Raw genomic sequence first — 26,417 nt, forward strand, 5'->3', positions numbered from 1 at the left:
GGGATTATTTATGAGTAGTTCAGGTTTTGTTTTAGCGGATATTGATAAAATTTCACAGTTTGAGCAAAAGAGCCAGGAGGCTATTGCTGAATTTGATGCTATCAAGGAAAAGTTCAATGAAATTAATGCAACTTTACTTAGCAAATGGAAGGGAGAAGGTGCCGACGCCTACAAACAAGAAACTGACCACATTCTTGAGAATATCGGTGGGATTAAGGATGTTCTTGATGCAATAAATAATGGAGTTGTTAAGGATATCAAAGATAGTTATTTACAGCTTGATGCAGAACTTGGTGAGTTCAATAGGAATCCTCAGTCTGGTGAAGGCAGTGAAAACGGATAATGTGCCTTTAAGTAAAGGGAGGTAGAAACATATGTCTAAACCATCGATTGGAACTGCTCAAATTCCTGTGCCCAATAAAGAAAAAAAGCAGTTAATCCAAGAACTTACTGTGCTTGAAGAAGGCTCGGAAAAATCAATATATAATTTGATTTTTTCTGATGTTTCGGAAGAAAAAACGAAAGATGACAGATAATATGGACGAACAAGATAAATAGCATCTTCTCATGCACAAGATAGAAAAATCACTGTACTTAAAACATTGAATGATAACATCAAGCAATTTATCAATGGTATTTCTCGTATCAGTAATGCTTAACATCATCCTACTACACTTATAAGTAAAGGTGGGATGATTTTTTAGCTACTTCAAGTCATATCAAATCAGCAGAGCTAATAAAGGCAGGGTTGCTATTTGCACGTTTTTTTAGCTTAGACTTTGGCGAAGAATTTAAATTTGAAAGCAGTAGGAAACATGAAAGTAAGGTATTACAACTAATAGAAGGTATGCCAAAGTTGGGATAGGAAATTAAACAAGTAAAATAGGGGCGTTCCTAACTATTCCATATTTTATGTCACATGATACTTTGGTTCTAAGGAGGAATTGATATGGATGTTTATGAGGCTATTTATTCAAGGAGATCAGTTAGAGATTTTAAAGATAAAGACATTGATGAGAAAATATTAAAAAAAATTCTGGATGCGGGATTACAAGCTCCTACAAATAACCATTTGCGTCAATGGGAATTTATTATAATAAATGACAAAGAAAAAAGGCTTGAAGTCATTGATAAAATAGTAAAAAATGCAACAAAGGAAGACTCGGTAAGAATAATTGATGAATGGGGACTGACTGACCCAATACAGCGGGAAGCGTATATTGATGCGATTCCCAAACAGTACAAAATGTTATTAACTGCAGGATGCCTTATAATACCGTGTTTTCGTCAGGATTGGCCACTTTTGAAACCGGTAAACTTGTCAGCATTAAATCCTTTTGCCTCAATATGGTGCTGCATTGAAAACATATTAATTGCTGCTGCTAGTGAAGGCATATATGGAGTAACAAGGATTCCTTTTGATGCTGAGATAAAACATATCAGAGAAGTTTTAAACATACCTGAGAATTATGAATTTCCGTGTTATCTTGCGTTAGGGTATCCGAGCGAAAATGTAAAGCCCATTGAACAACATAAAATTAATGTTGAAGACAGAATGCATTTTAATAAATGGTAAAACATAAAGCGGGGGATGGTTCAACAGCCCCTACTTTACTATTTAGTGTAAATTTTTAGGCTTAAGAAATTGAAAGGTTATTTTAAGATGAAAGATATTATTTTTTTTTGATAGAAAGGGGCATTGCACTATGCTACTTAATCCATAATGCACCAGCCCCTTTGATTTTTATCAGGAAGAGGTGGTAACATATTTTGCTACTATACCTATCAATAACCTAAACCAACAAGTGAAGTTTTCCGGAGATTCGCTTACATCACGTAGTACATCTTCAAGATCAACCCATGCATAGTCATCTACCTCATCAGGGTTTGGCACGGGATCACCATCGTATCTGCCAATAAAAACATGGTCAATTTCATGTTCGATCAAGCCGTTATCCAACTCGGCTCTGTATTTTAATGTAAATATTTCCTCTAAGTCGCAATCGAAACCCATTTCCTCCATTAATCTTGTATGTATTGTCTCGTATAGGTCTTCTCCTTTTCTTTGATGGCTACAGCATGTATTTGTAAGTAATCCTCCTGAGTGATATTTTGATATAGCCCTTTTTTGAAGAAGCAATTTATTTTCCGAATTGAAAACGAAAATAGAAAATGCTCTATGGAGTTGGCCTGTTTTGTGTACCTCCATTTTTTCACCTATACCGATTTCTTCATCATCTTCATTTACAAGTAAAATATACTCTTTAATAATAATCACTCCCCACAACAATAATACAATATTTACTGTTATCTATCTCTGTTAGTAAGTTTCTACAAGGGCATCTGCCATTATTCCTGAAGAATAATCACTTTCGAGTTTTATATAATTTCCTTTTGGTGATAATGCTACAGTATACATAAACTTTCTCTTATCTCCCAAAATAGGCGCATTCAACGAGTATTTCTCAAGGAATGGGTGTAAATGAACAGGCACTTGACTCTGGTCGTGAGCAACACGATGGAAGCTCAGTCTTTCAATTTTTGGTGAATCCCAAGTGAAAGTGCAATAGAAGAATAAGGCATGAGCACATTCCTCGATTAGTTCATTCGATGGCACAGGGAAACCTAATTCACTAATAAGACTTGTAACAGTTTCAGTCGAAAGGTCTCCGTAATATCTTTTTACAAAATATATGTTTGTAGATTTATGAATGTAATCAATACCTACCATAATGATTCTATCCATTGAATATTTTGATAAGAGGCTAATATAATTTTTTAAACTATCGGGAAATGAAGGTATCAATTGCAATTTTTCTAAAGGTACAGGCAGATGGGTAGGAATACGCATCCATATTTTTGCAAAACCATTCAATACTCCAAAATCAACGCCATAACCCATTATGGGGAAATTGGATTTTATATCATAAAATAAATTGTCCACGGGATGACCGCTTTTTACTAAAAGGCCATTTTCAATTGCCATTGCATATGGATCATGGGAAGTCCAGACATCTACATAGCGAACATCCAAACTTCTTTTTTCTACAGGTTTGGTAGTAGTTCTAAAAGATACTGCAACTTGAGGATGTGAAAATTGTTCTTCATATACATTTAGAATTTTGTTGACCAGTTCTTTATTGCAACCAACTTCAGCAATTTTGGCTGCTTTTTCAATATCATCAGACATTAAAGCTAGATCCCTTTTAGTAAGTGAACTTAAATCCACCTTTATGTCTTTTGGGATATTGCTGATGTTTTGCCTAAAAAATACAGGTGTATTTCGTAAAAGTGCTGTTATTATATCTAGTTCAGTTACTTCTGAAGCACCTCTTGCACGAGCATTTTCATTAACATACCCAATATATCTGTCTCGTAGCCCTTCCGGCATATTAGGAGTTAATGAATTAAAATACTCCTGCATTTTTTTCGACCATAAAATTTCACATACTTGCTCACTCATTTTTTAAATCTCCCCTTAAAATAATATAATTGTAAGCAAACAGCAGATTTTTTTATCTACTGTAGTTACCAAATCATAATAAATTACATAATATTAGTATTATCTCTAGACATTAAGCAAATCATTGGCTTCTCACCTTAGCTATTTTACCGGCAAATAGCTAAAATGATTAATAATGATATATCTTTTGGTTTCTGTTAAAAAATTATATTCAATTTTGTGAACTAATTTATGTCGATAAGTTTTGTAAACAATGAAGTGGGCCTTTAGCTGCATTAAAGGTATCAAAATTAAATAATTAAGTTATATGTTAAAAGTATAGACAAAATAAAAGTACTTAAGTCCATTACAGCTAAGTACTTACTTATAGGATAAATGATTTTTACTGTCTGATGCGATACTACCTGTAACATAGACTTAATAACACAAAAGTCATTTATGTTACGATTATATCATAAAATTTTGAAAAAATAAATAGTTTCTGTATTAAATTATTTAATTTTGTGTCGACTTTTTGTTAAAAAACGAGAAAAATTGGATGTAAGCGGTAGATATACATATGATATGTGACGGTTATATGTTTGACATCATCCTGCAGTTAATTTATTGTAGATTTTAGATCAAAGGTATTTATATTAAGAAAGGTCCGGTTTTTACTCGTCAAAACCTCATTATGTTTTACTTCTTTACGTTCATTATAAAATTTTTAAAAATTAGGTTTTATTAATTAAAAAATGGGTATATTTATAGAAAGTCAATTGAATTTAAATTAAAAACTCTAAATAGCAAATAGAATAATAGAACGTAAGGAGGAATTTATCATGTCATTGATTGGAACCGAGGTTAAACCATTTACTGCTGAAGCTTATCATAACGGAAAGTTTATAACAGTAACAGAACAAGATTTTAAAGGTAAATGGAGTGTAGTATGCTTCTATCCTGCGGATTTCACTTTTGTTTGCCCTACTGAACTTGAAGATCTTCAAAATAATTATGAAAAATTAAAAGCATTAGGGGCAGAAGTATATTCAGTTTCTACCGATACTCATTATACTCATAAAGCATGGCACGATACATCGGAAACTATAAAGAAAATTACTTATGTAATGATTGGAGATCCATCTCATACTCTTTCTAGAAATTTTGATGTTCTTGATGAAACAACAGGATTAGCAGATAGAGGTACATTTATTATAGACCCTGATGGTGTTATTCAATCCGTTGAAATATCAGCTGGCGGCATTGGACGTGATGCTGATATCCTTATAGATAAGATAAAAGCTGCTCAATATGTAAGAAATCATCCAGGTGAAGTGTGCCCGGCAAAATGGAAAGAAGGCGGCCAAACACTAAAAACAAGCATAGATTTAGTCGGAAAAATATAAGAGGTATTAGATATGCTTTTGGATATAGAAATCAAACAGCAATTAGAACAGTATTTGGCACTCCTTGAAAACGATATAGTCATTAAGGTTAGTGCTGGAAGTGATAAGACATCCACTGATATGGTTATACTTATAGATGAAATTTCCAAACTTTCGTCTAAAATACATGTTGAAAAAGCAGAGTTGGAAAGAACTCCAAGCTTTAGCATTAACCGATTGAATGAGGATACAGGTATCGTTTTTGCTGGTGTTCCACTAGGTCATGAATTTAATTCCTTGGTATTGGCTCTCCTCCAAGTAGGGGGGAGAGCCCCTAAGGTAGATGATACTTATATTAATCAAATTAAGCAGCTAAAGGGAGAGTATCGTTTTGAAACCTACGTTAGCCTAAGCTGCCATAATTGTCCCGATGTGGTCCAAGCCCTTAATATAATGAGTGTTCTCAATCCCAATATTAAACATACCATGATTGACGGAGCTGTCTTTAAAGAAGAAGTTGAAAGTAAGGACATAATGGCAGTACCTACAATATACTTAAATGGCAATTTCTTTGAAAGCGGCCGATTAACACTGGAGGAGATTCTTGCTAAACTTGGACAGGAGTCCGATGATTCTTATATCAATGAAAAAGAGCCTTTTGATGTTTTAGTCATAGGTGGAGGACCTGCCGGCGTGAGTTCTGCTATTTACGCTGCACGAAAGGGACTTCGTACCGGTATTTTGGTTGAAAGATTTGGAGGCCAGATTTTAGATACTTTGGGAATTGAGAATTTTATTTCAGTTCCATATACCGAGGGACCTAAGCTGGCCGAGAATCTTAAAGAGCATGTGAAAAGATATAATATTGATGTAATTAATCTTCAAAGAGCAAAAAGTTTGAGGCGTAAGGAACTTTTGGAAGTGGAATTGGAAAAAGGGGCTGTGCTTAAGAGCAAGACCGTTATTATTGCAACAGGAGCGAGATGGCGTGATGTAAACGTTCCGGGAGAAAAAGAGTTTAAAACCAAAGGAGTGGCCTATTGTCCTCACTGTGACGGACCATTGTTTGCAGGGAAAGATGTAGCTGTAATTGGCGGAGGTAATTCCGGTATAGAAGCTGCTATTGATTTGGCGGGGATTGTAAAGCATGTTACAGTTCTGGAATTTTTGCCCCAATTAAAGGCCGATAAGGTGTTACAGGAACGTTTATATAGACTTCCCAACGTAACTGTACTTACAAATGTTCAGACAAAAGAGTTTACCGGTAAAGAAAAGCTTGAGGGGATTACTTATATCCAGCGTGATACCAATGAAGAAAAACATATTGAGGTTCAAGGTGTTTTCATTCAGATTGGTCTTGTACCAAATACCGAATGGCTCGGAGACAGTATTGAACGTAATGCTATCGGTGAAATTATTGTTAACCATAAAAATGAAACCTCAATGCCTGGAGTATTTGCAGCCGGTGACTGTACTAATAGCCCCTATAAACAGATTATTATATCCATGGGTTCCGGTGCAACGGCAGCACTCAGTGCTTTTGATTACTTAATTCGTAACTAAACATTAATAAAACAGGGGACGGTTCTCTGTTTGACATCACCCTACTTTTATTGTAGACTAAAGGTGGGGTGATTTTTTATGCCAAGATCTGCTAGAGTAAAAAGTAAAACAAACATATATCATGTAATGATTAGAGGGATAAATCAGCAGAATATATTTGTAGATGATGCGGATAACGAAAAATTTATTGTTACTTTTGCAAAATACCAAAAAGAAAGTGCACATGAATTATATGCTTACTGTTTGATGGGGAATCATGTTCATCTGCTGATAAAAGAAGGAAATGAACCGCTAGGAAATACGATGAGGCGTATTGGTGCAAGTTACGTGTATTGGTATAACTGGCAATATGGCAGAAAAGGACACTTATTTCAGGATCGTTATAAAAGCGAACCGGTGCAGGATGAAACTTATTTTTTAACAGTGTTAAGATACATTCATCAAAATCCATTAAAAGCAGGATTGGTCAAAAATATTGACGAGTACAAGTGGAGCAGTTTTAACGAATATATAGGTAAAGCAAAGTTTGTTAATACGGATTATGCTTTGGCAATGTTTTCAGAAAATAGGGAGACAGCAATTAAAAAGTTTAAAGAGTTTAACATGGCTGTAAATGATGATAAGTGTCTGGAAATAACTCCTGAAAGAAAAACTGTTTCCGATAAGGAAATAAGGCAGTTAGTATTGGAAAAATATAATATAGAATTGGCTACTTTGCATAATGAAGAACCTAAAACCCAAATAGAGATTTTAAAATACTTAAAGAAAATAGAAGGAAGTTCGTTAAGACAATTGGCCAGATTAACCGGTTTTACTGTTAATAAGATTTATAGGGCATAGAACAAAGAACCGTCCGAAACCACTGAAAAAGTAGGGTTTTTTAAGCCACTTTTACAGTTTTATACAGCCGAAAACATTTAATTCTAATTTTCAAAAGCAAAAAATAATGATTATTTTTACTTAAAGAGGATACCAGTTGGGCTATCCTCTTTAAATTTACTGCCAATGCTGTTAATTTTGATTGCATTGACATGCTTCTTAAGCCGTACCCTCGGGCACGGCTTAATCCATGAAATCTCTTCATCTCTCCATTTTTCCACTCTTGACTTGCTCGTTCTTTATATTTTTCTATAAATTCCTTCGTTTTTGCTCTTTGGCTGTATTCATAATATTCAGGTATATTTACACTTATTTCTAGAGTATTTGATTTCCCTATTTTGAAGCATTGATCTTTCTTTGGACATTTTTGACATCCTTCTACATCAAACTTATATTTCCATGATTCTCGACCGTCTCTTTTTCTTATCTTTCTCTGCTTCTCTACGGTATAATTCCCATAATCACAAAACCATTGGTCCGAATCCTTATTATACGCATATTTACTCTCATCTATTTTGTATACCATTTCACTAATCGGTATGTACGCTTCGGCACCGTTTTCTTTTATTACATCTAAAATTGGCTTCCTGAAATATGCTTTATCCCCATATACCTCTTTTATTTCTATTCCGCTATCCTTTGTCAAATCAATTAATTCTTCAAATCCTGTACCGTCAACGTATGCACCGTTATATACCCTTACTGCCGTTATTATCCTTTCTTTTGTCGTCATTGCATACTCTGTTTTATATCCAAAAAAACTTTCTGTTTTCGATTTATATCCTACTCTTGCATCCTGGTCTACTAATGACCTTATACTCTTTTGTTCTATAAATTTTGGGTCTTCTAATATCTCACGGGCTTTTTCTATAACTTTGTATGTTTTCGTATGTTTTTCCCCTTCAATTTTTTCTTCAACCTGCGCAATGACTTCTTCCACATAAGCCTTCATTGTCGCTTTTGCTTCTCTATGATCTGCTATTTCCTTATAGTTTGGAATATTTGTATTGATTTCTTCCGGTATCTCTCCTGCCTCTTTTTCTAAATTTTTAAATATCTTTTTGGCAATATGTTTTAATATCCTCTCGGGTACTTTTTTTACAGTATTGGCATGAGTGTGTGTACAATCAATACTAATTCCACCAGACTTAATTATATTTTTTTCTACACACTGTTTTACTACTTCCGTTATTATTTCATCCATTGTAACTTCCTGTAGCCTGTGAACTCTGAATTTTGCCAGTAAACTCGGATGGGGAAGTTCTTCTTCAGGATTAATTCCAAGAAACCATAAGTAAGCCAGATTTAATGAAGCTTCCTCGATTACACGTTCATCGGATAAGTTGTACAAATATTGAAGAATTAAAAGCCTTAACATAAGTTCAGGTTCTTTTGCAGGTCTGCCATAATATTTACAATAGGACTTTTCGAGTAGTTTATTAATAAAACTAAAATCAATTGCATTATTTATTAATTTAAGTATATGATTTTCTGGAATTTTATTGTATAATATTGAATAGATGCTTAATTGATTATTTTTATCTTTTAGCATTTAAAAAACCTCCTTTGTGGTGTTGGTTTTGCGTGATTCCATTATACCATTGAAGGAGGTTTTTTACTATATATTTGTTGAAATATATTGAATGTTTTACATTTTTTATTTGGTGTTTTTCAGTGGTTTCGAACCGTCCCTTGTTTGATGGTTGAAAGGTAAACAAAAGCTCCTGAAGTAAAATTCAGGAGCTTTTTCAGTCATTCGTGTTTTATTATTGCTTAAATGATGCCCATTTGAAGATTACGAAACCGAGTTTGGAGTTAACTACTCCTTGAAGTTTTGGTGAAATAACTATAGGTTCTGTATAGAAGTACAAAGGAGCTATTGCCGCATCGTCCATAAGTAATTTTTCAGCATCATGGAATATCTGAATACGTTTTTCAGGGTCAGTTTCTTTTCTGGCAGCAGAAATAAGCTTATCATACTCAGGATTGCTGTATTTTGCATTATTCTGACCGTTTCCGGAAGTAAATATATCCATGAAGGTTGATGGATCCATATAGTCTCCAATCCAACCGTTTCTGTTTATATTATAAACACCGTCTTTTCTTGATTGCTGGAATACGTTCCATTCCTGAGCAAGAATTTCAACTTCTACTCCTAAGTTTTGTTTCCACATCTGTTGTAAAGCTTCAGCTACAGGCTCATGACCTGCACCGGAGTTCAGACCGAAAGTTACTTTAGGGAAACCTTTTCCATCCGGATAACCTGCTTCAGCAAGAAGTTTTTTAGCCTCTGCTACATTCTTTTCATAATCTTCGGGTTTTACAGAAATATAGTCGCCGCCAGTTGTACGGAAATCCGGTTCCGGTTTAACATCGGCTATACCATAAGGTACAAAGCCGGATGCAGGAGTTTGTCCACCCTTTGTAACATTTTCAACTAAGTAGTTACGGTCAATTGCCAAAGAAAATGCCTTTCTTACTTTTGCATTATCAAAAGGAGCTTTATTGTTTACAAAGTCGATATAGTATGTTCCAAGCAATGGAAGAATTTTAAGATTTCCAGCTTCTTTTTCGGCAGCTAGTTCATCCGAAGGAATATTCTTTCCATATACAACCTGTCCATTTTTGAATGCACTTAGAATAGCATTTTGATCGTTCATCAAGTACCATTCTATTTTTGGAGCAACTACAGAGTTCTTATCCCAGTAGTACTCATTCTTTTCAAAAACAATTTTTGAATCATGTTCCCAGCTGGTCAATTTATAAGGACCATTACCTATGTAAGTAGCCGGGTTAAGTGCCCATTTGTCTTTATTGGCCGACACAATGTCTTCTCTCAATGGAACGAGAGTAGGGAAGGCAACTATTTCAGTAAAGAATTGGCATGGGCTTTCAAGAGTTACTTCAAGGGTTTTGTCGTCAATAGCTCTTACTCCCAATGTATCAACATCAGCTTCACCAGCATTGATCTTTTCGCCATTTTTTATAAAGTAGATGTAGTATGCATAGTCGGAAGCTGTTGCCGGATCAACGGCTCTTTTCCAGGAATAAATAAAATCATTTGCAGTTACATCTTTACCGTCGGACCATTTTGCATCCTTACGGATATAAAAAGTCCAAACAAGTCCGTCTTCACTGGTTTCCCATCTTTCGGCTGTTCCTGCAACAATAGTTCCGTCCTTTCCTATTGTGGTCAGTCCCTCAAAAGCACATAAAATATAGTTACCGCCGTCAAGTGCATTGTTAAGAGACGGGTCAAGTGTTTTTGGCTCTGATGCTATGGTTGCGCGAATAACTTGATCAGAAGTTGAAGTGTTTGGTGTTTTTCCGCAACCTGTCAATACTGTTGCAAAGGTTGCAAGTGTAATGAAAAATGCTAAGATTCTCTTCATATAATTTCATACCCCTTACTATTTCAGAATTTTACTTTAATATTAATTTGTCCATATCTATAATTTATATTCCTATCACATTAAAATGGACACATGACTCTTAACCGGTGTCGACCTCACCGGTTAAGAAAGGATCCATTTTACTGTAATGTAGGAAAAATATATATGAGTATTATAATTTGCCTGCAAAATGACAAGCGACGTAATGACCATCATTGAACTCTTTAAATTCAGGGATTTCCTTGGCGCAGATATCCTTAGCATAAGGACATCTGGTTCTGAACTTACAGCCTGATGGCGGATTTACCGGTGATGGGATTTCACCGCTTAAAATAATTCTATTCCTTTTCTTTGCAACTTCAGGATCAGGCTCGGGAATAGCTGTTAAAAGTGCCTGTGTATATGGATGGAGAGGATTCTTGTATAATTCCTCAGCTTCAACCAATTCTACTATATGTCCCAAATACATTACACCTACCCTGTCACAGGTATGTCTAACCACACCTAAATCGTGAGAGATAAAAAGGTAGGTCAGATGTAATTTTTCCTGCATTTCTTCCAGTGTATTTATTATCTGGGCCCTTATGGAGACGTCAAGTGCTGATACCGGCTCATCACACACGATAAACTCAGGTTCCACTGCAATAGCTCGGGCAATACCGATTCTTTGACGCTGTCCTCCTGAAAATTCATGAGGATAGCGGGATGCGTGTTCAGTGTTGAGTCCTACCAGATTTAACAGTTCTCTTATTTTTTCAGCCCTATCTTTTTTGGAAGTAGCAAGTTTATGAATATCCAATGCTTCACCAACTATATCCGAAACAGTCATACGGGGATCAAGAGAAGCATAGGGATCTTGAAAAATATACTGCATCTTTTTCCTATAGGGAAGAAGTTGCCTTCTTTTTAATTTGGTGATATCTACTCCGGAGAATAAAACTTGTCCGTCAGTAGGCTCATAAATCCTTAGAATAGATCTTCCCAAAGTGGTTTTGCCCGAACCGGATTCGCCCACCAGTCCAAGGGTTTCTCCTTTATAAATACTAAAGGTAACATTATCTACTGCCTTAACTGTAGCTTTTTTACCAAGGCTGGTTCTAATATTAAAATACTGTTTTAAATTTTTTACTTCAATTAAAACATCCTGTTTCCGGGCTGAATTATAACCGGATGGAGAAGTTTTTGATTCATAATTAGTCATTGCTCTTTACCTCCGTGTTATTATTTGCCCTGCTATCGTATAACCAACAGCTGACTCTGTGCCCATCCTCAATTGAATATTCCTTAGGCATATGGTTCAGACAGACCTTCATGCAATTCTCACATCTTGGTGCAAAAGCACATCCTTTGGGTAAGTTTAACAGATCAATAGGATTTCCCTGAATTGGAATCAATTTTTCACCTTTTTTGCTAAGGTCAGGCAGGGAACGAAGCAAACCTTTTGTATATGGATGGCGGGGATTGTTAAATATGGTGTAAACAGAGCCTTGCTCAACAATTTTACCGCCATACATAACAATAACATCATCAGCCATATCGGCAACAATGCCAAGATCGTGGGTTATAAGGATTATTGCCATACCCGTCTTTTTCTGAATATTCTTCAGAAGATCCAGAATTTGAGCCTGTATGGTAACATCAAGGGCAGTGGTTGGCTCGTCGGCTATCAATAGCTTAGGTGAACCGGCAAGGGCCATAGCAATCATTACCCTCTGACGCATACCTCCTGAGAATTGATGAGGGTATTGAGCTAAACGTTTCTCCGGTTCATTTATACCAACCAATGTCAAAAGTTCGATTGAACGCTTTTTTATTTCTTCTTTGGAAATTTTACCGTACTTGTGAACCAAAGATTCCGCAATTTGATTTCCTATTGTAAAAACAGGATTGAGACAGGTCATTGGGTCCTGAAATATCATTGCAACCTCGTTACCTGCAAAATTCTGTCTTTCTGCTTTAGTCATTGTGGAAACATCCTTGCCGTCAAATATGATACTTCCTCCAACAATTTTACCGGGTTTATCAATTAGTCCCATAATGGAATAGGAAGATACACTTTTTCCGGAACCTGATTCACCGACTATTCCTAAGACTTTTCCGCGCTCAAGGGAGTAGCTTATTCCATTTACAGCTTTAACCTCTCCTGCCGGTGTGAAAAAAGAAACTTTTAGATCATTTATTTTAAGCAATTCTTTATTCATTCAAATTCAAATCTCCCATCTATGTTAAAGCGTTATATATTAAAGTGATATTTAATATTTCATAAGTCTATTTTTTCATCCTTGGGTCAAGAGCATCTCTTAAACCGTCACCAAATAGATTTATGGACAATATGATAATACTGATAGTTGCAGCAGGGAAAAACAGCATATATGGATAGGAGTATATACCTTTTAAAGCTGTCTGAGACAAAGAACCAAGGGATGCCATAGGTATTGAAACACCTAATCCAATGAAGCTGAGGAAAGATTCCACGAAAATTGCTTCAGGAATTTTTAAAGTAGCTACAACTATAATCTGACCTATACAGTTTGGTACAAGATGTTTGAAAATAATTTCTCTGTTGTTTGCACCAAGAACTCTGGCAGCTAAAACAAACTCCTGTTCCTTTAATGCAAGGATTTGACCGCGGACTATTCTTGCCATATCTACCCAGTAAAGAAGTGCAAGAACAAAAAATATACTTATAAGTCCTACACCTAAGTTTTTAAGGAAACCTGGAGCATTGGCAGAGTTTAAAAAATTGTCTATTGGTGTCTTTAAAGCAACCTGAAGCAAAATAACTATTAGTATGGTTGGAACCGAATAAACAATATCGATAATTCTCATCATAACAATGTCAACCCAACCACCAAAGTAACCGGAGATTGCGCCATATAAAATACCGATTATTGAAATCATGATAGCTGCAACAACGCCAACTGCCAGAGAAATCCTTGCACCGATCATAGTTCTTGTAAACAAATCTCTTCCCAAACTATCTGTACCGAAGAGATGTTGCGCGCTTGGCGGCAAATTCTCACTGCCTTTATTTATCTGGTCATAGGCATAGGGCGAAAGCATAGGTCCAATTATTGCAGCTAGAACAACCAGCAGAATAACTATGAGCGAGCCCATAGCGACTTTATTTGCTCGCAGCCTTCTCCAGGCATCTTTCCAATAACCTACCGATGGACGCATAACTTCCACTGTTGCTTTTTCGCTGTCCGATGCAGGTATAAATAACTTACTATCCAAAACTTCTGATTTAGTTATATTTGTCATTTTGGTCTCTCCATTTCCTAAGTTTCCATTTCTGTCATTCTTTCAAACAATTTAATGTCGTCTGGAAACTATATATATTCAATATGAACCTGCAGAAGGGTTCGTTATACGTAAAAATTAGCAAGTTGAATAACCCGCTACTTTATTTTTTCCTATTTGGTAATATTAATTCTCGGGTCAACAAATCTGTATAATATATCAACCACGAAGTTCATAAAAATAAGCAGAGCGCCATAGAATATTGTTACTCCCATTACTGTCGGATAATCCTTTGCTGTTATGCTTGTTACAAAGGAACTTCCCAAGCCAGGTATTGAAAAAATCGATTCAATTACAAAGGAACCTGTTACAACTCCGGCAACCATAGGGCCTGCATAGGTTACAACCGGAAGAATACCATTTCTCAAACCATGTTTAAAAATTACTATTCTTTCTGACAAACCCTTTGCTCGTGCAGTTCTTATATAATCCTGGTTTATAACATCAAGCATTGATGAACGCATCAGTCTTGTTATAAAACTGAGAGGGAAAAAGGATAACGCAAAACCAGGTAATATATAACTTGAAAGACTGTCAAGGTGGATAACCGTAGGGAAGAGACGAAGCTTTACTCCGAATAAAACCATACTTACAGTAGCCACAACAAAGCTTGGAACCGCAATTCCAACTGTTACAATGAACATAATTACTCTATCGGCTGCGGTATTCTTTTTTAGGGCACTTATTGTTCCCAGAATAGTGCCGAAAATTATAGCTATAGCACTTGAGAACAGTCCTAGCTTAAGAGAATAAGGGAACTTTCTGGCAATTATTTCTCCAACACTCTGTCCTGCTAGTTTTATTGATTCTCCCAAGTCACCCTTAAGGACGTTAATTGCATACATTTTGTATTGAACTAATAATGGTTTATCCAAGCCATATTTTGCTTCCAAGTTTGCCAATATTTCAGGCGTAATCTTTCCATCTCCCAGAAAAGGGCTGCCAGGTGTCAAATGCATAAGGAAGAAAGTTAATGTAAACATAATCCATAATGTTAAAATTGATGCAAATAATCTTTTTAAAATATATTTAAACATAAGAACCTCCATGGCTGTGAACCGTGAAATTACAGCGTTTTTGTATTTTAATTATCTGTCTCAATTTACTAGTAATTTTGATTAAGTAAATGCAAAATAATGTCGAAAAATAATGTATAAATAATTATGATGTGCCATTATACTACAAAATTCGATTTTTTGCAACAGATTAATAATAGCTAAAAAGTTGGCAAAAACTGTACGTGACTATATTTGGAGTGTTCGGTTAAAATGTGACGAAAATCGACAAATAAATTACCATAAACTACCTATTGATGGCTAAAATATATTAAGAACAAAGTCTCTTTATATTCCAATAATGCTAAAGATTAAATAAAGAAGAACAGATAAGCTTTTTTCGTATTATGAAAATTTATAAAAAAAATCGGTTTAGCTAAAAAAAAGTGGGTATATACTTTATAGAAAATTGATTGAATAAAAAATTTTAATCAACTTTCGCACGTGAATAATGTGCACTGAACATTGAAAAATCAATAGATTTGGGCAATAAAAAAATACAAGAACCCCCTTCTATGTGATATAATAGAAGTATCCAAACCCTATTAAATCGACAATTTGGAGGTTCTTGAACATGTCTATTGTATCACAGAAGGTTAAGGAAGAAAATAGATTTTCTTTGACAGTTGATAACTTTTTCAAAATGTTTTCTGTAGGCTATCTGTTAAAAAAGTCAAACGCATATAAAGATAAAGGTATTCCTTGTCTTACGGTATTCAAAGTACTGTTTGAACTTGTTTTTACAGGCAAAAATCTGTTTATGAACTATAAAGCAGAAAGCTTTGATATACCATTTGCAAGGGATGTGGTCTACAGATTCTTAAATTCCATACATATCAACTGGCAAAGATTTTTATATTTGCTTTCTGCAAAGGTCATAAATCATCATATCGATAGATTAACGTCAGATGAACGGGTTGATGCCTTTGTAATTGACGATTCCTTCTACAGTAGGACAAGAAGCAAGTCAGTTGAGCTTTTAAGTTGGGTCAAAGATCATGCTGACGGCAATAAGAATAAAAAAGGCTTTCGTATGCTTACACTTGGTTGGACAGACGGTAATTCATTTATTCCTGTGGCCTTCAACCTTTTAAGTTCAACAAATCCAAGGGTTTGCATTAATCCAGCGAAAAATACTATAGATAAAAGAACCGTTGGTTTTAAACGCCGACAGAATGCCTTAGCCACTTCACCGGAATCTGCTCTGTCTATGCTGGAACAAGCAGTTGCTACCGGTATTAAAGCAAAATATGTTTTATTTGACAGTTGGTTCTCCTTTCCGGCTACTATTATCAAAATTTGTAAGATGAATCTTAATGTGATAGCTATGGTAAAGGATACTCCCAAGATTTACTATAACTTCAATGGTGAAAAAAAATCATTGAGAGAGATATACCGAACTGTCAGGAAACGTAGAGGAAGATCAAAATACCTTGCTTCAGTTATGGTAGAATTACACGATAAAGAAGGAAACCACATTCCGGCAAAAATTGTCTTTGTCCGTGACCGAAGAAACAAGAGTAAATGGCTAGCTCTCATATCTACAGATACTAGTCTTCCCGAAACAGAGATAATCAGGATATACGGAAAACGCTGGGACATAGAGGTATTCTTCAAGATGTGTAAGTCATACCTTAAGCTGGCTAAGGAATTTCAAGGTCGTTCTTATGATATGATGGTTGCCCATACAACTATTGTTTTTCAAGGTACATTATGTTAGCGGTTGAGAACCGCAATAATACTGATTTACGCACTATTGGTACTTTGTTCTACTATTGCTGCGATGAACTTGAGGACATTAAATTCCATGAGGCACTGCAGCTTATAATAGAGGCTTTAAAAACTACTTTACAGGAAAAACTGCTTTTGACAAAGGAAACAGTCAACGAGTTTCTCAACTACTTTGTCACTTGTTTGCCTGTTCATATCAAGGCAAAGCTATCAGTTGTTTCCTGCGAAAGTTGATAATTTTAATTAATCAAATAAAATAAAAGAACGTGAGGAGGAATTTATTATGTCATTAATTGGAACAGAAGTTAAACCATTTACTGCTGAAGCTTATCACAATGGAAAATTTATAACAGTAACAGAACAAGATTTTAAAGGAAAATGGAGTGTAGTATGCTTTTATCCTGCTGACTTTACTTTTGTTTGCCCAACAGAACTTGAAGACCTTCAAAACAATTATGAAAAATTAAAAGAGTTAGGTGCTGAAGTTTATTCTGTATCTACTGATACTCATTATACCCATAAAGCATGGCACGATACATCGGAAGCTATAAAGAAAATTACTTATATAATGATTGGAGATCCTTCACATACCCTTTCCAGAAACTTTGATGTTCTAAATGAAGAAACAGGGTTAGCAGATAGAGGTACGTTTATAATAGATCCGGACGGAGTAATTCAATATGTTGAAATATCGGCAGGAAACATTGGACGAAATGCAGATATTCTTATAGATAAGATAAAGGCTGCTCAATATGTAAGAAATCATCCTGGTGAAGTTTGCCCGGCAAAATGGAAAGAAGGCGGCCAAACGCTTAAACCAAGCATCGATTTAGTCGGAAAAATATAGAACAGGGGACGGTTCTCTGTTTGAAATCACCCTACCTCTAATGTAATATTTGAGGTAGGGTGATTTTTGCTTTAAAATAAAAAATCTAAATGAAGAAATTATATACCTGTAATTTGATGGAAATTATGTTCCTTGTAATAGAATGAAATTGATTTGAATTAATAACTTGGCACAATATAATCTCTACAATTCATATTGATGTTTTGAGATATTAAGAAACTAGAAATAAGTCTAATATGGCTGTTGACTGGATTAGCGGGTTTGAATTTTAATAAAATTTATTGAAAATAGAACAGAGAACCGTCCCTTGTTTGACATATTGATGATAAGCTAGAATGGGTTACCTGCTACACCAAAAAAATAAAAAGTGAGTTTGGTGAAATTGATATACAAGTGCCTAGAGATTGTAAAGGAGAATTTCAACCTAAAATTATCCCAAAATATCAGCGTAATGTTTCCGGAATTGAGGAAAAAGTTATAGCTCTATATGCAAGGGGAATGTCTACAAGAGATATTAGTCAGCAAATTGAAGAACTTTATGGATTCAGCCTGTCTCCGGAGATGGTTAGCAAGATTACTGACAGAATTGCTCCAGAAATAAAAGAATGGCAGCAAAGACCTCTTGAACCTATATATTCTTTTATATTTATGGACGCAATTCATTATAAGGTAAAGGATGAAGGAAGAATAACAAACCGGGCAGCTTACGTTGTTCTAGGAGTTACTATTGATGGATATAAAGATATCTTAGGGATATGGATTGGTGATAATGAATCGTCAAAATTTTGGCTAGGTGTGTTAAATGACCTAAAAAACAGAGGAGTAGAAGATGTTTTAATCTTTTGTGTAGATGGACTTACCGGACTTAAGGAAGCAATAAATGCAGCATATCCAAAATCTGAAGTGCAGCGTTGCATAATACATCAGCTGAGAAATTCTTTTAAGTATGTGCCATACAAAGACCTAAAAGCATTTAGTAATGATTTCAAAGAAGTATATCATGCTATTAATGAAGAAATAGCATTAGAAAAACTTTATGAACTTAAAGAAAAGTGGGGAAAGGAATATCCTTTTGCAATACGTAGTTGGGAAAATAACTGGGATGTTATAAGTCCATTTTTCAAATTTCCAGAAGAAATACGAAAAATAATTTATACTACAAATATAATTGAAGGACTACATCGTCAGTTTCGTAAGGTCACAAAAACAAAAACAATATTTCCAACAGACAGTTCACTAGAAAAGATTTTATATTTAGCATCAATGAATGTAGTAAAAAAATGGACACAACGTTACAAAAACTGGGATAGAGTACTTAGCCAATTGGTAATCCAATATCCAGGTAGGCTGGAAGAGTATATTTAAGAGCATTCACCCCCACCGCCCTCAAGGGCTCATCCTCATCGCCGGATGGGCTAGACCTCACAAAATTAAAAATATAGGTTTAAAAGGCTAATACTGACCATTATAAATGATTATTGCCAGATTTAATCAAGTTTATGTATAAAACTTAACAAATCCGGCAATAATATATAATGAAAAGGCAATAAAAAACAATATTCTGTAAACCTTGTCAACTAAAATTTACTTGCTAAAGAAGGATTACATAAATTATGATACACAAAATTACTTACATTCCCTTCAGAAGCAAAAAATAATGATTATTTTTACTTAAAGAGAATACCAGTTGGGCTATCCTCTTTAAATTTACTGCCAATGCTGTTAATTTTGATTGCATTGACATGCTTCTTAAGCCGTACCCTCGGGCACGGCTTAATCCATGAAATCTCTTCATCTCTCCATTTTTCCACTCTTGACTTGCTCGTTCTTTATATTTTTCTATAAATTCCTTCGTTTTTGCTCTTTGGCTGTATTCATAATATTCAGGTATATTTACACTTATTTCTAGAGTATTTGATTTCCCTATTTTGAAGCATTGATCTTTCTTTGGACATTTTTGACATCCTTCTACATCAAACTTATATTTCCATGATTCTCGACCGTCTCTTTTTCTTATCTTTCTCTGCTTCTCTACGGTATAATTCCCATAATCACAAAACCATTGGTCCGAATCCTTATTATACGCATATTTACTCTCATCTATTTTGTATACCATTTCACTAATCGGTATGTACGCTTCGGCACCGTTTTCTTTTATTACATCTAAAATTGGCTTCCTGAAATATGCTTTATCCCCATATACCTCTTTTATTTCTATTCCGCTATCCTTTGTCAAATCAATTAATTCTTCAAATCCTGTACCGTCAACGTATGCACCGTTATATACCCTTACTGCCGTTATTATCCTTTCTTTTGTCGTCATTGCATACTCTGTTTTATATCCAAAAAACTTTCTGTTTTCGATTTATATCCTACTCTTGCATCCTGGTCTACTAATGACCTTATACTCTTTTGTTCTATAAATTTTGGGTCTTCTAATATCTCACGGGCTTTTTCTATAACTTTGCATGTTTTCGTATGTTTTTCCCGTTCAATTTTTTCTTCAACCTGCGCAATGACTTCTTCCACATAAGCCTTCATTGTCGCTTTTGCTTCTTTATGATCTGCTATTTCCTTATAGTTTGGAATATTTGTATTGATTTCTTCCGGTATCTCTCCTGCCTCTTTTTCTAGATTTTTAAATATCTTTTTGGTAATATGCTTTAGTACCCTCTCGGGTACTTTTTTTACAGTATTGGCATGAGTGTGTGTACAATCAATACTAATTCCACCGGACTTAATTATATTTTTTTCTACACACTGTTTTACTACTTCAGTTATTATTTCATCCATTGTAACTTCCTGTAGCCTATGAACTCTGAATTTTGCCAGTAAACTCGGATGGGGAAGTTCTTCTTCAGGATTAATTCCAAGAAACCATAGGTATGCCAGATTTAATGAAGCTTCCTCGATTACACGTTCATCGGATAAGTTGTACAAATACTGAAGAATTAAAAGCCTTAACATAAGTTCAGGCTCTTTTGCAGGTCGGCCATAATATTTACAATAGGATTTTTACAATAGGATTTTTCGAGTAGTTTATTAATAAAACTAAAATCAATTGCATTATTTATTAATTTAAGTATATGATTTTCTGGAATTTTATTGTATAATATTGAATAGATGCTTAATTGATTATTTTTATCTTTTAGCATTAAAAAACCTCCTTTGTGGTGTTGGTTTGTCGTGATTCCATTATACCATTGAAGGAGGTTTTTTACTATATATTTGTTGAAATATATCGAATGTTTTACATTTTTTATTTGGCGTTTTTCAGTGGTTTCGGACGGTTCTCTGTTTGATATCACCCAACCGCTATTGTTAACTAAAGGTAGGGTGATTTTTTGATAAGAGACGCTGAGAGGCGATATAAACAGAAACACTTATTTTAGGATAGATAAGGTTTTAATATGTTAACAAATATGGAAAAAATATTAAGACAAGTTGTTTTTGTTCTAAAACCTTTACCATAACTAACCTTAAAATTATGAATGTTTGATAATTAAATTCATTAGTTATATTGGTCCATTCTTTTGTAATCGGTAAATTCTACAAATTTTTTTGTATAATTTATACTTTGAGTTTATTAAGATACAAAATATCTATAAACTAAAATAATTTAATTCTGAAAAATTATTTATAGTATATAATATTTTTTTATATTTATCAGTCAGGATATTTATCGAGCCGAAGATATTTGGATAGGAGGAATTAGTGTAAATATCGGTTTTATTTTTAATTTGCAGACTAGTTGTTTGTAATGTTAAAGGTAGTAGAGAACATTGAAAAAACTGTATGTTTAGCATTAATATTATGCATATTTACCTTAATTACATCATGTACTGGATATAAGAAGCTTAATGAAATCAAGGCAACAGATTTTTTTAGCGGAATTGTGTGTTGTATTCCGTTAAAAATACCATCGGATTCGATTACAAGTGGATTTTTACATACGATGATGATATTGATGAATTAAAGGCAAGACTTGATGAAATTTCAAATAAAGAAGGAAGTTTTTCGGTGCAATATTTACCGTATAATGCCCTATTAATGTTTATACTAAAGATTCAAAAAATGCTCTTTATTTGATTCAAGAATATCGGCTAGGACCACTCAAAAAAATTAAATTGAATAAAATAATGTAAATAAATAGAAAAAATACATAAAAATGCATATAAAAACAAACAAAAAACAAATTGATAAAAAATAGAAAAATTGTTAATATAACTAGTGAATAATAACAAATATTGTATAATTAATCTATTAATTATATTTATTACAGATAAGTATTACATTAATTTTAGTTAATTATTGGGTGAAAAAATGAAATATACTTTTGTTAGACAACATGATGCCACTGATTGTGCAGCAGCATGTCTTGCGATGATATGTTTGCATTATAAAAAAGAAACTACGATAACAAAACTTAGAGATTTAATGGGTACCGATATAAAAGGTACAAATATAATTGGGTTAAAAAAATGCTGTGATGAGTTGGGATTTACTTCTCAGGCGGTTCGAGTTGATAAGGAAGGTTTTTTGAGTGACTTTACTCTGCCGTGTATTGCGAATGTTATTACTAAAGAGGGACTTAGTCACTTTGTTGTAATATTTAAGAAAACTAAAAAACATGTTATAATAGGTGATCCTGCAAAGAATTTATTGAAGGTTAAGATAGACGAGTTTTACAAGGATTTTACAGGTGTATTACTCATATTGAAACCCAATCAGAATTTTGTAAGCGATAAGATAAAGGGAGAAAAAGTATTTTATAGATTCTTGAAGCTTTTATTACCGCAAAAAAACTTTTCATTTATTCAATTTTGGCTTCAATTATATTGACGATATTGGGAATAGTGTCTTCACTTTTCAATAAAGTAATTATGGATGAAATATTGCCATACCAATTAAAAGGTATGCTGGTCTCAGTGCTGATAATATTTTCAGTTATTGCGGTTACGCAAGTGGTAATTGGTTTTATAAGACAGTGGATGATGATATATTTGTCCCAGAAAATAGATATACCTTTGTTGCTGGGCTATTTTGAACACGTTTATAAACTTCCGATGAAGTTTTTTGCTTCAAGGAAAACTGGAGATATTATTACAAGATTTTCTGATGCATTTACCATTAAAGGTATATTTACAAATATTGCTTTGACGTTGATTATTGATATTTTAATGACACTGATAACCGGTGTGATTTTGTTTAAGATGAATGCTGCTCTATTTGTGGTGATTCTTTTCCTTACAGTAATAAGTATCGGTTTAGTATTTGTCTTTAAAGAGCCGTATAAAAAACTTAATGAAGAACAGATGCAACAATCTTCAGTGCTAAATTCACAAATAATTGAAGGACTGAGAGCAGTTGAAACAATTAAGGGGAATGCGAATGAAGAAACGGAATTAGAGAACATTGAAAGAGAATATATAAGGTTGTTAAGAATAGGATTAAGGGGAGGAATGCTGTCTAATATTCAGGGTTCCATATCCAGCCTTGTACAGACTGTTGGTAATTTAGCATTGATGTATATAGGGGTTATGCAAGTTATTAATAATGAAATATCATTAGGAAGTCTGATGGCGTTTATTACATTATCCGGGTATTTTATGGAACCTGTAGGGAGGCTTGTCCAATTACAGTTACAGATACAGGAAGCGAATATATCAATGAAAAGAATAGCGGAGATTTTAGACAGTGAGATAGAGCAGGAAGATGGCAGTTATCAAAATGTTGAGAAAATAGAGGGGGATATTGAGTTTATAAATGTTACTTTTAGATATGGAAATAGGAAACCGGTTCTTAAAAATATTTCTTTCAGAATTCCGAAAGGAAAAAAAGTAGCATTGATTGGAAGCAGCGGAAGTGGCAAATCTACGATTGCTAAATTGTTGCTCAAATATTATGAGCCGGAAAATGGAGAAATACTTATTGATGGAGTTGATATCAGCGAATTTAGTAACAGTTCACTTAGAAAAGCGATATCATATGTTCCTCAGAATGTAGAGCTTTTTTCCAAAAGTATTTATGACAATATAAGGATTACAAAAATGAATTCGACTTTGGAAGAAGTTAAAGAAGCAGCGAAACAAGCAGGTGCTCATGAATTTATAAAAAGACTTCCATTGCAATATTATACTTATCTTGAGGAATCGGGAAACGGACTGAGCGGTGGAGAAAAGCAGAGGATTGCTTTGGCAAGGGCATTTCTTAAAAAGAGTGAATTTTATATATTGGATGAGCCCACAAGTAATCTTGATTTTGCAACAGAGAGTATAATTTTCGACATGATTTACAATAAATTCGAGAATAAATCGATGTTGATTATTGCACATAGATTGGCAACTATAAAGAATTGTGATGAAATTATTGTAATTGATAAAGGTGAAATTATTGAGAAAGGTACTCATGAAGAGTTAATAGCACTTAAGGGAAAGTATTATGAACTTTGGGAGATGCAACAGGGGAATTTTGTTACGAAGAATGATGTGGAGGAATTGAAAGAAGAAATAGCAATCGCCGGGGAAGAAGAAATGTGTTATTAGGATGTAACATTAATGTTACATTAATGTTAACATAATATTTTACACTTGGTTGCAATCAAGGAAAAATTCTAGCTTAAAGGAGGATTATGGAATGAAAATGAATTATGACGGAACATTGTTAATGCCTAGTAACTATGTTGTAATGGATAAAGAAGAGATGACTTATGTTGATGGAGGAGGCGAACTGTGGATACAAATTAGTAATAACAGTTTAATAATCAGCATATTGTCGGCACTTGGAGGAGCTTTAACGAAATCAACAGCAGAAGCCGCTTTAGCTGCTGCAGGGGCAGCTATTGCTACAGCAATAGAATTAGGTACAGCAGGAACAGGAACATTATATGTAGGTGCATTTCTTATAGCTTGGGGAAGTGTTGTGCCAATAATAGCTTCAGCTGCGGTTACATATGGAATTAACAGTTTAAAAGGAAAGAAATTCAAAATATGTGATGTCCCATTCTTGCCGGACTTTACACTTAAGATATAAGAGTAATTTATTTTTAAATAGTCAAGGCTGCAATATTGCAGTCTTGACTAGGATTATTTAATAATACAATTAGTATATTTTAAATGGAGGAACAATAATGAATAATACATATTCAAAAAAAAGAGGAAAAAAGTATTTTTTATTGTTAGTATTAGTGCTTTTTATATCCAGCTCTATTTTATCGTGGTTTAAGCTATCCGGAATTTTAGGATTTTTAATCATTTTTATACCAGTTTTTACATTTGAAATTATATGGACTAATTACTTTGAAAAGAAATAATCATATTGAGAAGTGCGTAAATTGGCAGGAGATATATGTGAAGAAAGTAGACATAAGAAGTTTAATTTTAAATATTTTAATTGTTTGCCTGTATATTTTAAGCATATACTATCTGTTTAATTGTATATTAAAAAGTGAAAGTTTTTCGATGATAGATTATATTTTGCTTTTTATTGTTATTTGCTATATATCTATTACCGTTCATGAAGTTGCTCATTCTTTAGCTTATATTTTTCACCGAATGAGAATAAGAGCAATATATATTTATCCTTTTTGTTTTATAAAGAATAAAAATAATTGGAAAACGCTAATAAATTTTAATTGTGTAGGTCTCATGGGGGCATCTGTTGTAGATCTATTTGAAATAAATAATGATGATGATTTCAAGAGAGTGACTGAGGCATTTGCGAATTCGATGTTATGTGCAACAATATCCGGTATTATTATGACAATTTTAGGATTGGTTTTGATAATTATAGGATATGTGGCAGGTGAAAATAAAAGTTTAGTAGATGTAGGAGGTTTATTATTTGCTATAAATTTTGTTTTAGTGATCAATTGTTTTGCTAGATCGGGAAATGTGGGAGGAGATTATTTTGCATATAAATATATGTTTAAAAATAATGAAATTTCTGCACAGTTTATTTTTAATTACATAAAGCTGTCATCGAATTACAATGAGATTCGAAGGAATAATACATATTTAAGGAAAATGCTGATAAAAATTTTTGAAAGGAAGGTAGAAGAAGATATAACAAATATTGATGCTATTTCAATTGCAACAGGTTTTATATCTGACTTTTTGGCGGCAAAAATTGATTTGCCGGAGTCAATAAAAATATATTTAAAAGATTTTTATAGAAATACTGATAAATTTTCCAAAGTGAAAAACATTGAGATATACAAAAAGTTTATTACTAGAGTTGCTTGTTATTATGAGTTTATTGGTAAACATGAAATAGCTGAAAAACTTTATAATGATTTAATTATAAATTTTCCAAAGGGAGAAGTTGATAATTATTATAAATTGCAAGCGGAACAAATAATTTTACACAAAGATAATTACGCAATTTTGAGCGACAGAAAGAATATTAAACCTGATACATTTTATACTTTTTATAGATTATTTGATGGATATATTAGTGATGAAGTTTATATTAATGGGCTAAGAAATAGTAAATAGCTAAACAGATAAAAGAACTTTGAAAAACTTGTAAGACGCGAGCTGGTTTAAATTGTCCAATGTAATGCAAATGTACAAAAAAGGTTCCAAGTATCTTAATATAGGATTTTACAATTTGGAATCAACTAGCTGTATTACATGTTCTTATATCAGAGACTGTGTATAAACTTATTACTGAACAAGAAAAGAACGATGAGTTCATGGAGAATAAATCTTTTGAAAATCCTATAGGTGGACGATTTAATATCTATCGCATATGTACGACTGTACCGGTTAATGTATAAGAATGTTGTTTTTCAAAACACTATAAGAAACTAAGCTATGA

20 protein-coding genes and 3 pseudogenes are annotated in these 26,417 nt (G+C 33.7%); 14 read left to right on the plus strand and 9 right to left on the minus strand.

Annotated features, from left to right (window positions below; genetic code table 11):
• The first annotated feature begins 10 nt into the window (after nt 1-10).
• The 3 genes from CLOCL_RS04175 (at nt 11) to CLOCL_RS04180 (ending at nt 1,576) form a co-directional block, all read left to right on the plus strand.
• Nucleotides 11-343: a WXG100 family type VII secretion target gene (locus CLOCL_RS04175; protein WP_014254173.1), complete on the plus strand. Its 333-nt coding sequence runs from the start codon at nt 11-13 to the stop codon at nt 341-343.
• 31 nt (nt 344-374) lie between these two features.
• The gene (locus tag CLOCL_RS22415; RefSeq protein ID WP_014254174.1) at nt 375-536 is read left to right on the plus strand and encodes a hypothetical protein; all 162 of its coding nucleotides are present in this window, start codon (nt 375-377) and stop codon (nt 534-536) included.
• Nucleotides 537-949: 413 nt separating this feature from the next.
• Nucleotides 950-1,576, plus strand: coding sequence for a nitroreductase family protein (locus CLOCL_RS04180; protein ID WP_014254175.1), 627 nt, complete (start codon nt 950-952; stop codon nt 1,574-1,576).
• Nucleotides 1,577-1,747: 171 nt separating this feature from the next.
• Here the strand turns inward: CLOCL_RS04180 and idi are convergent, their stop codons facing one another.
• A complete protein-coding gene (gene idi / locus CLOCL_RS04185; protein WP_014254176.1) occupies nt 1,748-2,278 on the minus strand; it encodes an isopentenyl-diphosphate Delta-isomerase in 531 nt (176 codons plus the stop codon).
• Between the two features lie 42 nt (nt 2,279-2,320).
• On the minus strand, nt 2,321-3,463 hold the full coding sequence (locus CLOCL_RS04190) for an aromatic prenyltransferase (RefSeq protein WP_014254177.1): 1,143 nt from the start codon (nt 3,461-3,463) through the stop codon (nt 2,321-2,323).
• Between the two features lie 821 nt (nt 3,464-4,284).
• Here CLOCL_RS04190 and ahpC (CLOCL_RS04195) point away from each other — a divergent pair.
• The 3 genes from ahpC (CLOCL_RS04195) (at nt 4,285) to CLOCL_RS04205 (ending at nt 7,230) form a co-directional block, all read left to right on the plus strand.
• Nucleotides 4,285-4,848, plus strand: coding sequence for an alkyl hydroperoxide reductase subunit C (ahpC, locus tag CLOCL_RS04195; protein ID WP_014254178.1), 564 nt, complete (start codon nt 4,285-4,287; stop codon nt 4,846-4,848).
• Nucleotides 4,849-4,860: 12 nt separating this feature from the next.
• On the plus strand, nt 4,861-6,390 hold the full coding sequence (gene ahpF, locus CLOCL_RS04200; protein WP_014254179.1) for an alkyl hydroperoxide reductase subunit F: 1,530 nt from the start codon (nt 4,861-4,863) through the stop codon (nt 6,388-6,390).
• 78 nt (nt 6,391-6,468) lie between these two features.
• Nucleotides 6,469-7,230: a transposase gene (locus CLOCL_RS04205; RefSeq protein ID WP_014254180.1), complete on the plus strand. Its 762-nt coding sequence runs from the start codon at nt 6,469-6,471 to the stop codon at nt 7,228-7,230.
• A gap of 40 nt (nt 7,231-7,270) precedes the next feature.
• Here the strand turns inward: CLOCL_RS04205 and CLOCL_RS04210 are convergent, their stop codons facing one another.
• From CLOCL_RS04210 to CLOCL_RS04235, 6 genes are all read right to left on the minus strand, one after another.
• On the minus strand, nt 7,271-8,821 hold the full coding sequence (locus CLOCL_RS04210; protein ID WP_014254181.1) for an IS1182 family transposase: 1,551 nt from the start codon (nt 8,819-8,821) through the stop codon (nt 7,271-7,273).
• A gap of 214 nt (nt 8,822-9,035) precedes the next feature.
• Nucleotides 9,036-10,661: a peptide ABC transporter substrate-binding protein gene (locus CLOCL_RS04215; RefSeq protein WP_014254182.1), complete on the minus strand. Its 1,626-nt coding sequence runs from the start codon at nt 10,659-10,661 to the stop codon at nt 9,036-9,038.
• Nucleotides 10,662-10,833: 172 nt separating this feature from the next.
• The gene (locus tag CLOCL_RS04220) at nt 10,834-11,862 is read right to left on the minus strand and encodes an ABC transporter ATP-binding protein (RefSeq protein WP_014254183.1); all 1,029 of its coding nucleotides are present in this window, start codon (nt 11,860-11,862) and stop codon (nt 10,834-10,836) included.
• A complete protein-coding gene (locus CLOCL_RS04225; protein WP_014254184.1) occupies nt 11,855-12,862 on the minus strand; it encodes an ABC transporter ATP-binding protein in 1,008 nt (335 codons plus the stop codon). Before CLOCL_RS04225 ends, CLOCL_RS04220 begins: the two co-directional genes overlap by 8 nt.
• A 67-nt stretch (nt 12,863-12,929) precedes the next feature.
• Nucleotides 12,930-13,925: an ABC transporter permease gene (locus tag CLOCL_RS04230; RefSeq protein WP_014254185.1), complete on the minus strand. Its 996-nt coding sequence runs from the start codon at nt 13,923-13,925 to the stop codon at nt 12,930-12,932.
• A gap of 152 nt (nt 13,926-14,077) precedes the next feature.
• Nucleotides 14,078-15,001 (minus strand): ABC transporter permease, encoded by a 924-nt coding sequence (locus tag CLOCL_RS04235; RefSeq protein WP_014254186.1) that lies wholly within the window; start codon nt 14,999-15,001, stop codon nt 14,078-14,080.
• A 592-nt stretch (nt 15,002-15,593) separates the two neighbouring features.
• Here CLOCL_RS04235 and CLOCL_RS04240 point away from each other — a divergent pair.
• From CLOCL_RS04240 to CLOCL_RS04250, 3 genes and pseudogenes are all read left to right on the plus strand, one after another.
• A pseudogene (locus CLOCL_RS04240) lies at nt 15,594-16,984 on the plus strand (IS4 family transposase).
• A 49-nt stretch (nt 16,985-17,033) separates the two neighbouring features.
• Entirely contained in the window at nt 17,034-17,597 is a 564-nt protein-coding gene (gene ahpC / locus CLOCL_RS04245) for an alkyl hydroperoxide reductase subunit C (protein ID WP_014254187.1), read from the plus strand.
• Nucleotides 17,598-17,945: 348 nt separating this feature from the next.
• Nucleotides 17,946-18,962: pseudogene (locus tag CLOCL_RS04250) on the plus strand (IS256 family transposase); the annotation flags it as partial.
• A gap of 265 nt (nt 18,963-19,227) precedes the next feature.
• Here the strand turns inward: CLOCL_RS04250 and CLOCL_RS04255 are convergent.
• Nucleotides 19,228-20,752 (minus strand): annotated as a pseudogene (locus CLOCL_RS04255) (IS1182 family transposase).
• Between the two features lie 742 nt (nt 20,753-21,494).
• On the opposite strand from CLOCL_RS04255, the gene CLOCL_RS04260 reads away from it, so the two are divergent.
• From CLOCL_RS04260 to CLOCL_RS04280, 5 genes are all read left to right on the plus strand, one after another.
• Nucleotides 21,495-21,686, plus strand: a complete 192-nt coding sequence (locus tag CLOCL_RS04260; protein ID WP_014254188.1) for a hypothetical protein — start codon at nt 21,495-21,497, stop codon at nt 21,684-21,686.
• A gap of 234 nt (nt 21,687-21,920) precedes the next feature.
• Nucleotides 21,921-22,439 (plus strand): cysteine peptidase family C39 domain-containing protein, encoded by a 519-nt coding sequence (locus CLOCL_RS23640; protein ID WP_338029038.1) that lies wholly within the window; start codon nt 21,921-21,923, stop codon nt 22,437-22,439.
• Between the two features lie 14 nt (nt 22,440-22,453).
• Nucleotides 22,454-24,142 (plus strand): peptidase domain-containing ABC transporter, encoded by a 1,689-nt coding sequence (locus CLOCL_RS04265; RefSeq protein ID WP_338029039.1) that lies wholly within the window; start codon nt 22,454-22,456, stop codon nt 24,140-24,142.
• Nucleotides 24,143-24,233: 91 nt separating this feature from the next.
• On the plus strand, nt 24,234-24,629 hold the full coding sequence (locus tag CLOCL_RS04270) for a hypothetical protein (RefSeq protein ID WP_014254189.1): 396 nt from the start codon (nt 24,234-24,236) through the stop codon (nt 24,627-24,629).
• 428 nt (nt 24,630-25,057) lie between these two features.
• Nucleotides 25,058-26,092 (plus strand): site-2 protease family protein, encoded by a 1,035-nt coding sequence (locus CLOCL_RS04280; RefSeq protein WP_148263769.1) that lies wholly within the window; start codon nt 25,058-25,060, stop codon nt 26,090-26,092.
• Nucleotides 26,093-26,417 lie beyond the last annotated feature (325 nt).

The organism is Acetivibrio clariflavus DSM 19732, from assembly GCF_000237085.1.
Classification (GTDB): Bacteria; Bacillota; Clostridia; order Acetivibrionales; family Acetivibrionaceae; genus Acetivibrio; species Acetivibrio clariflavus.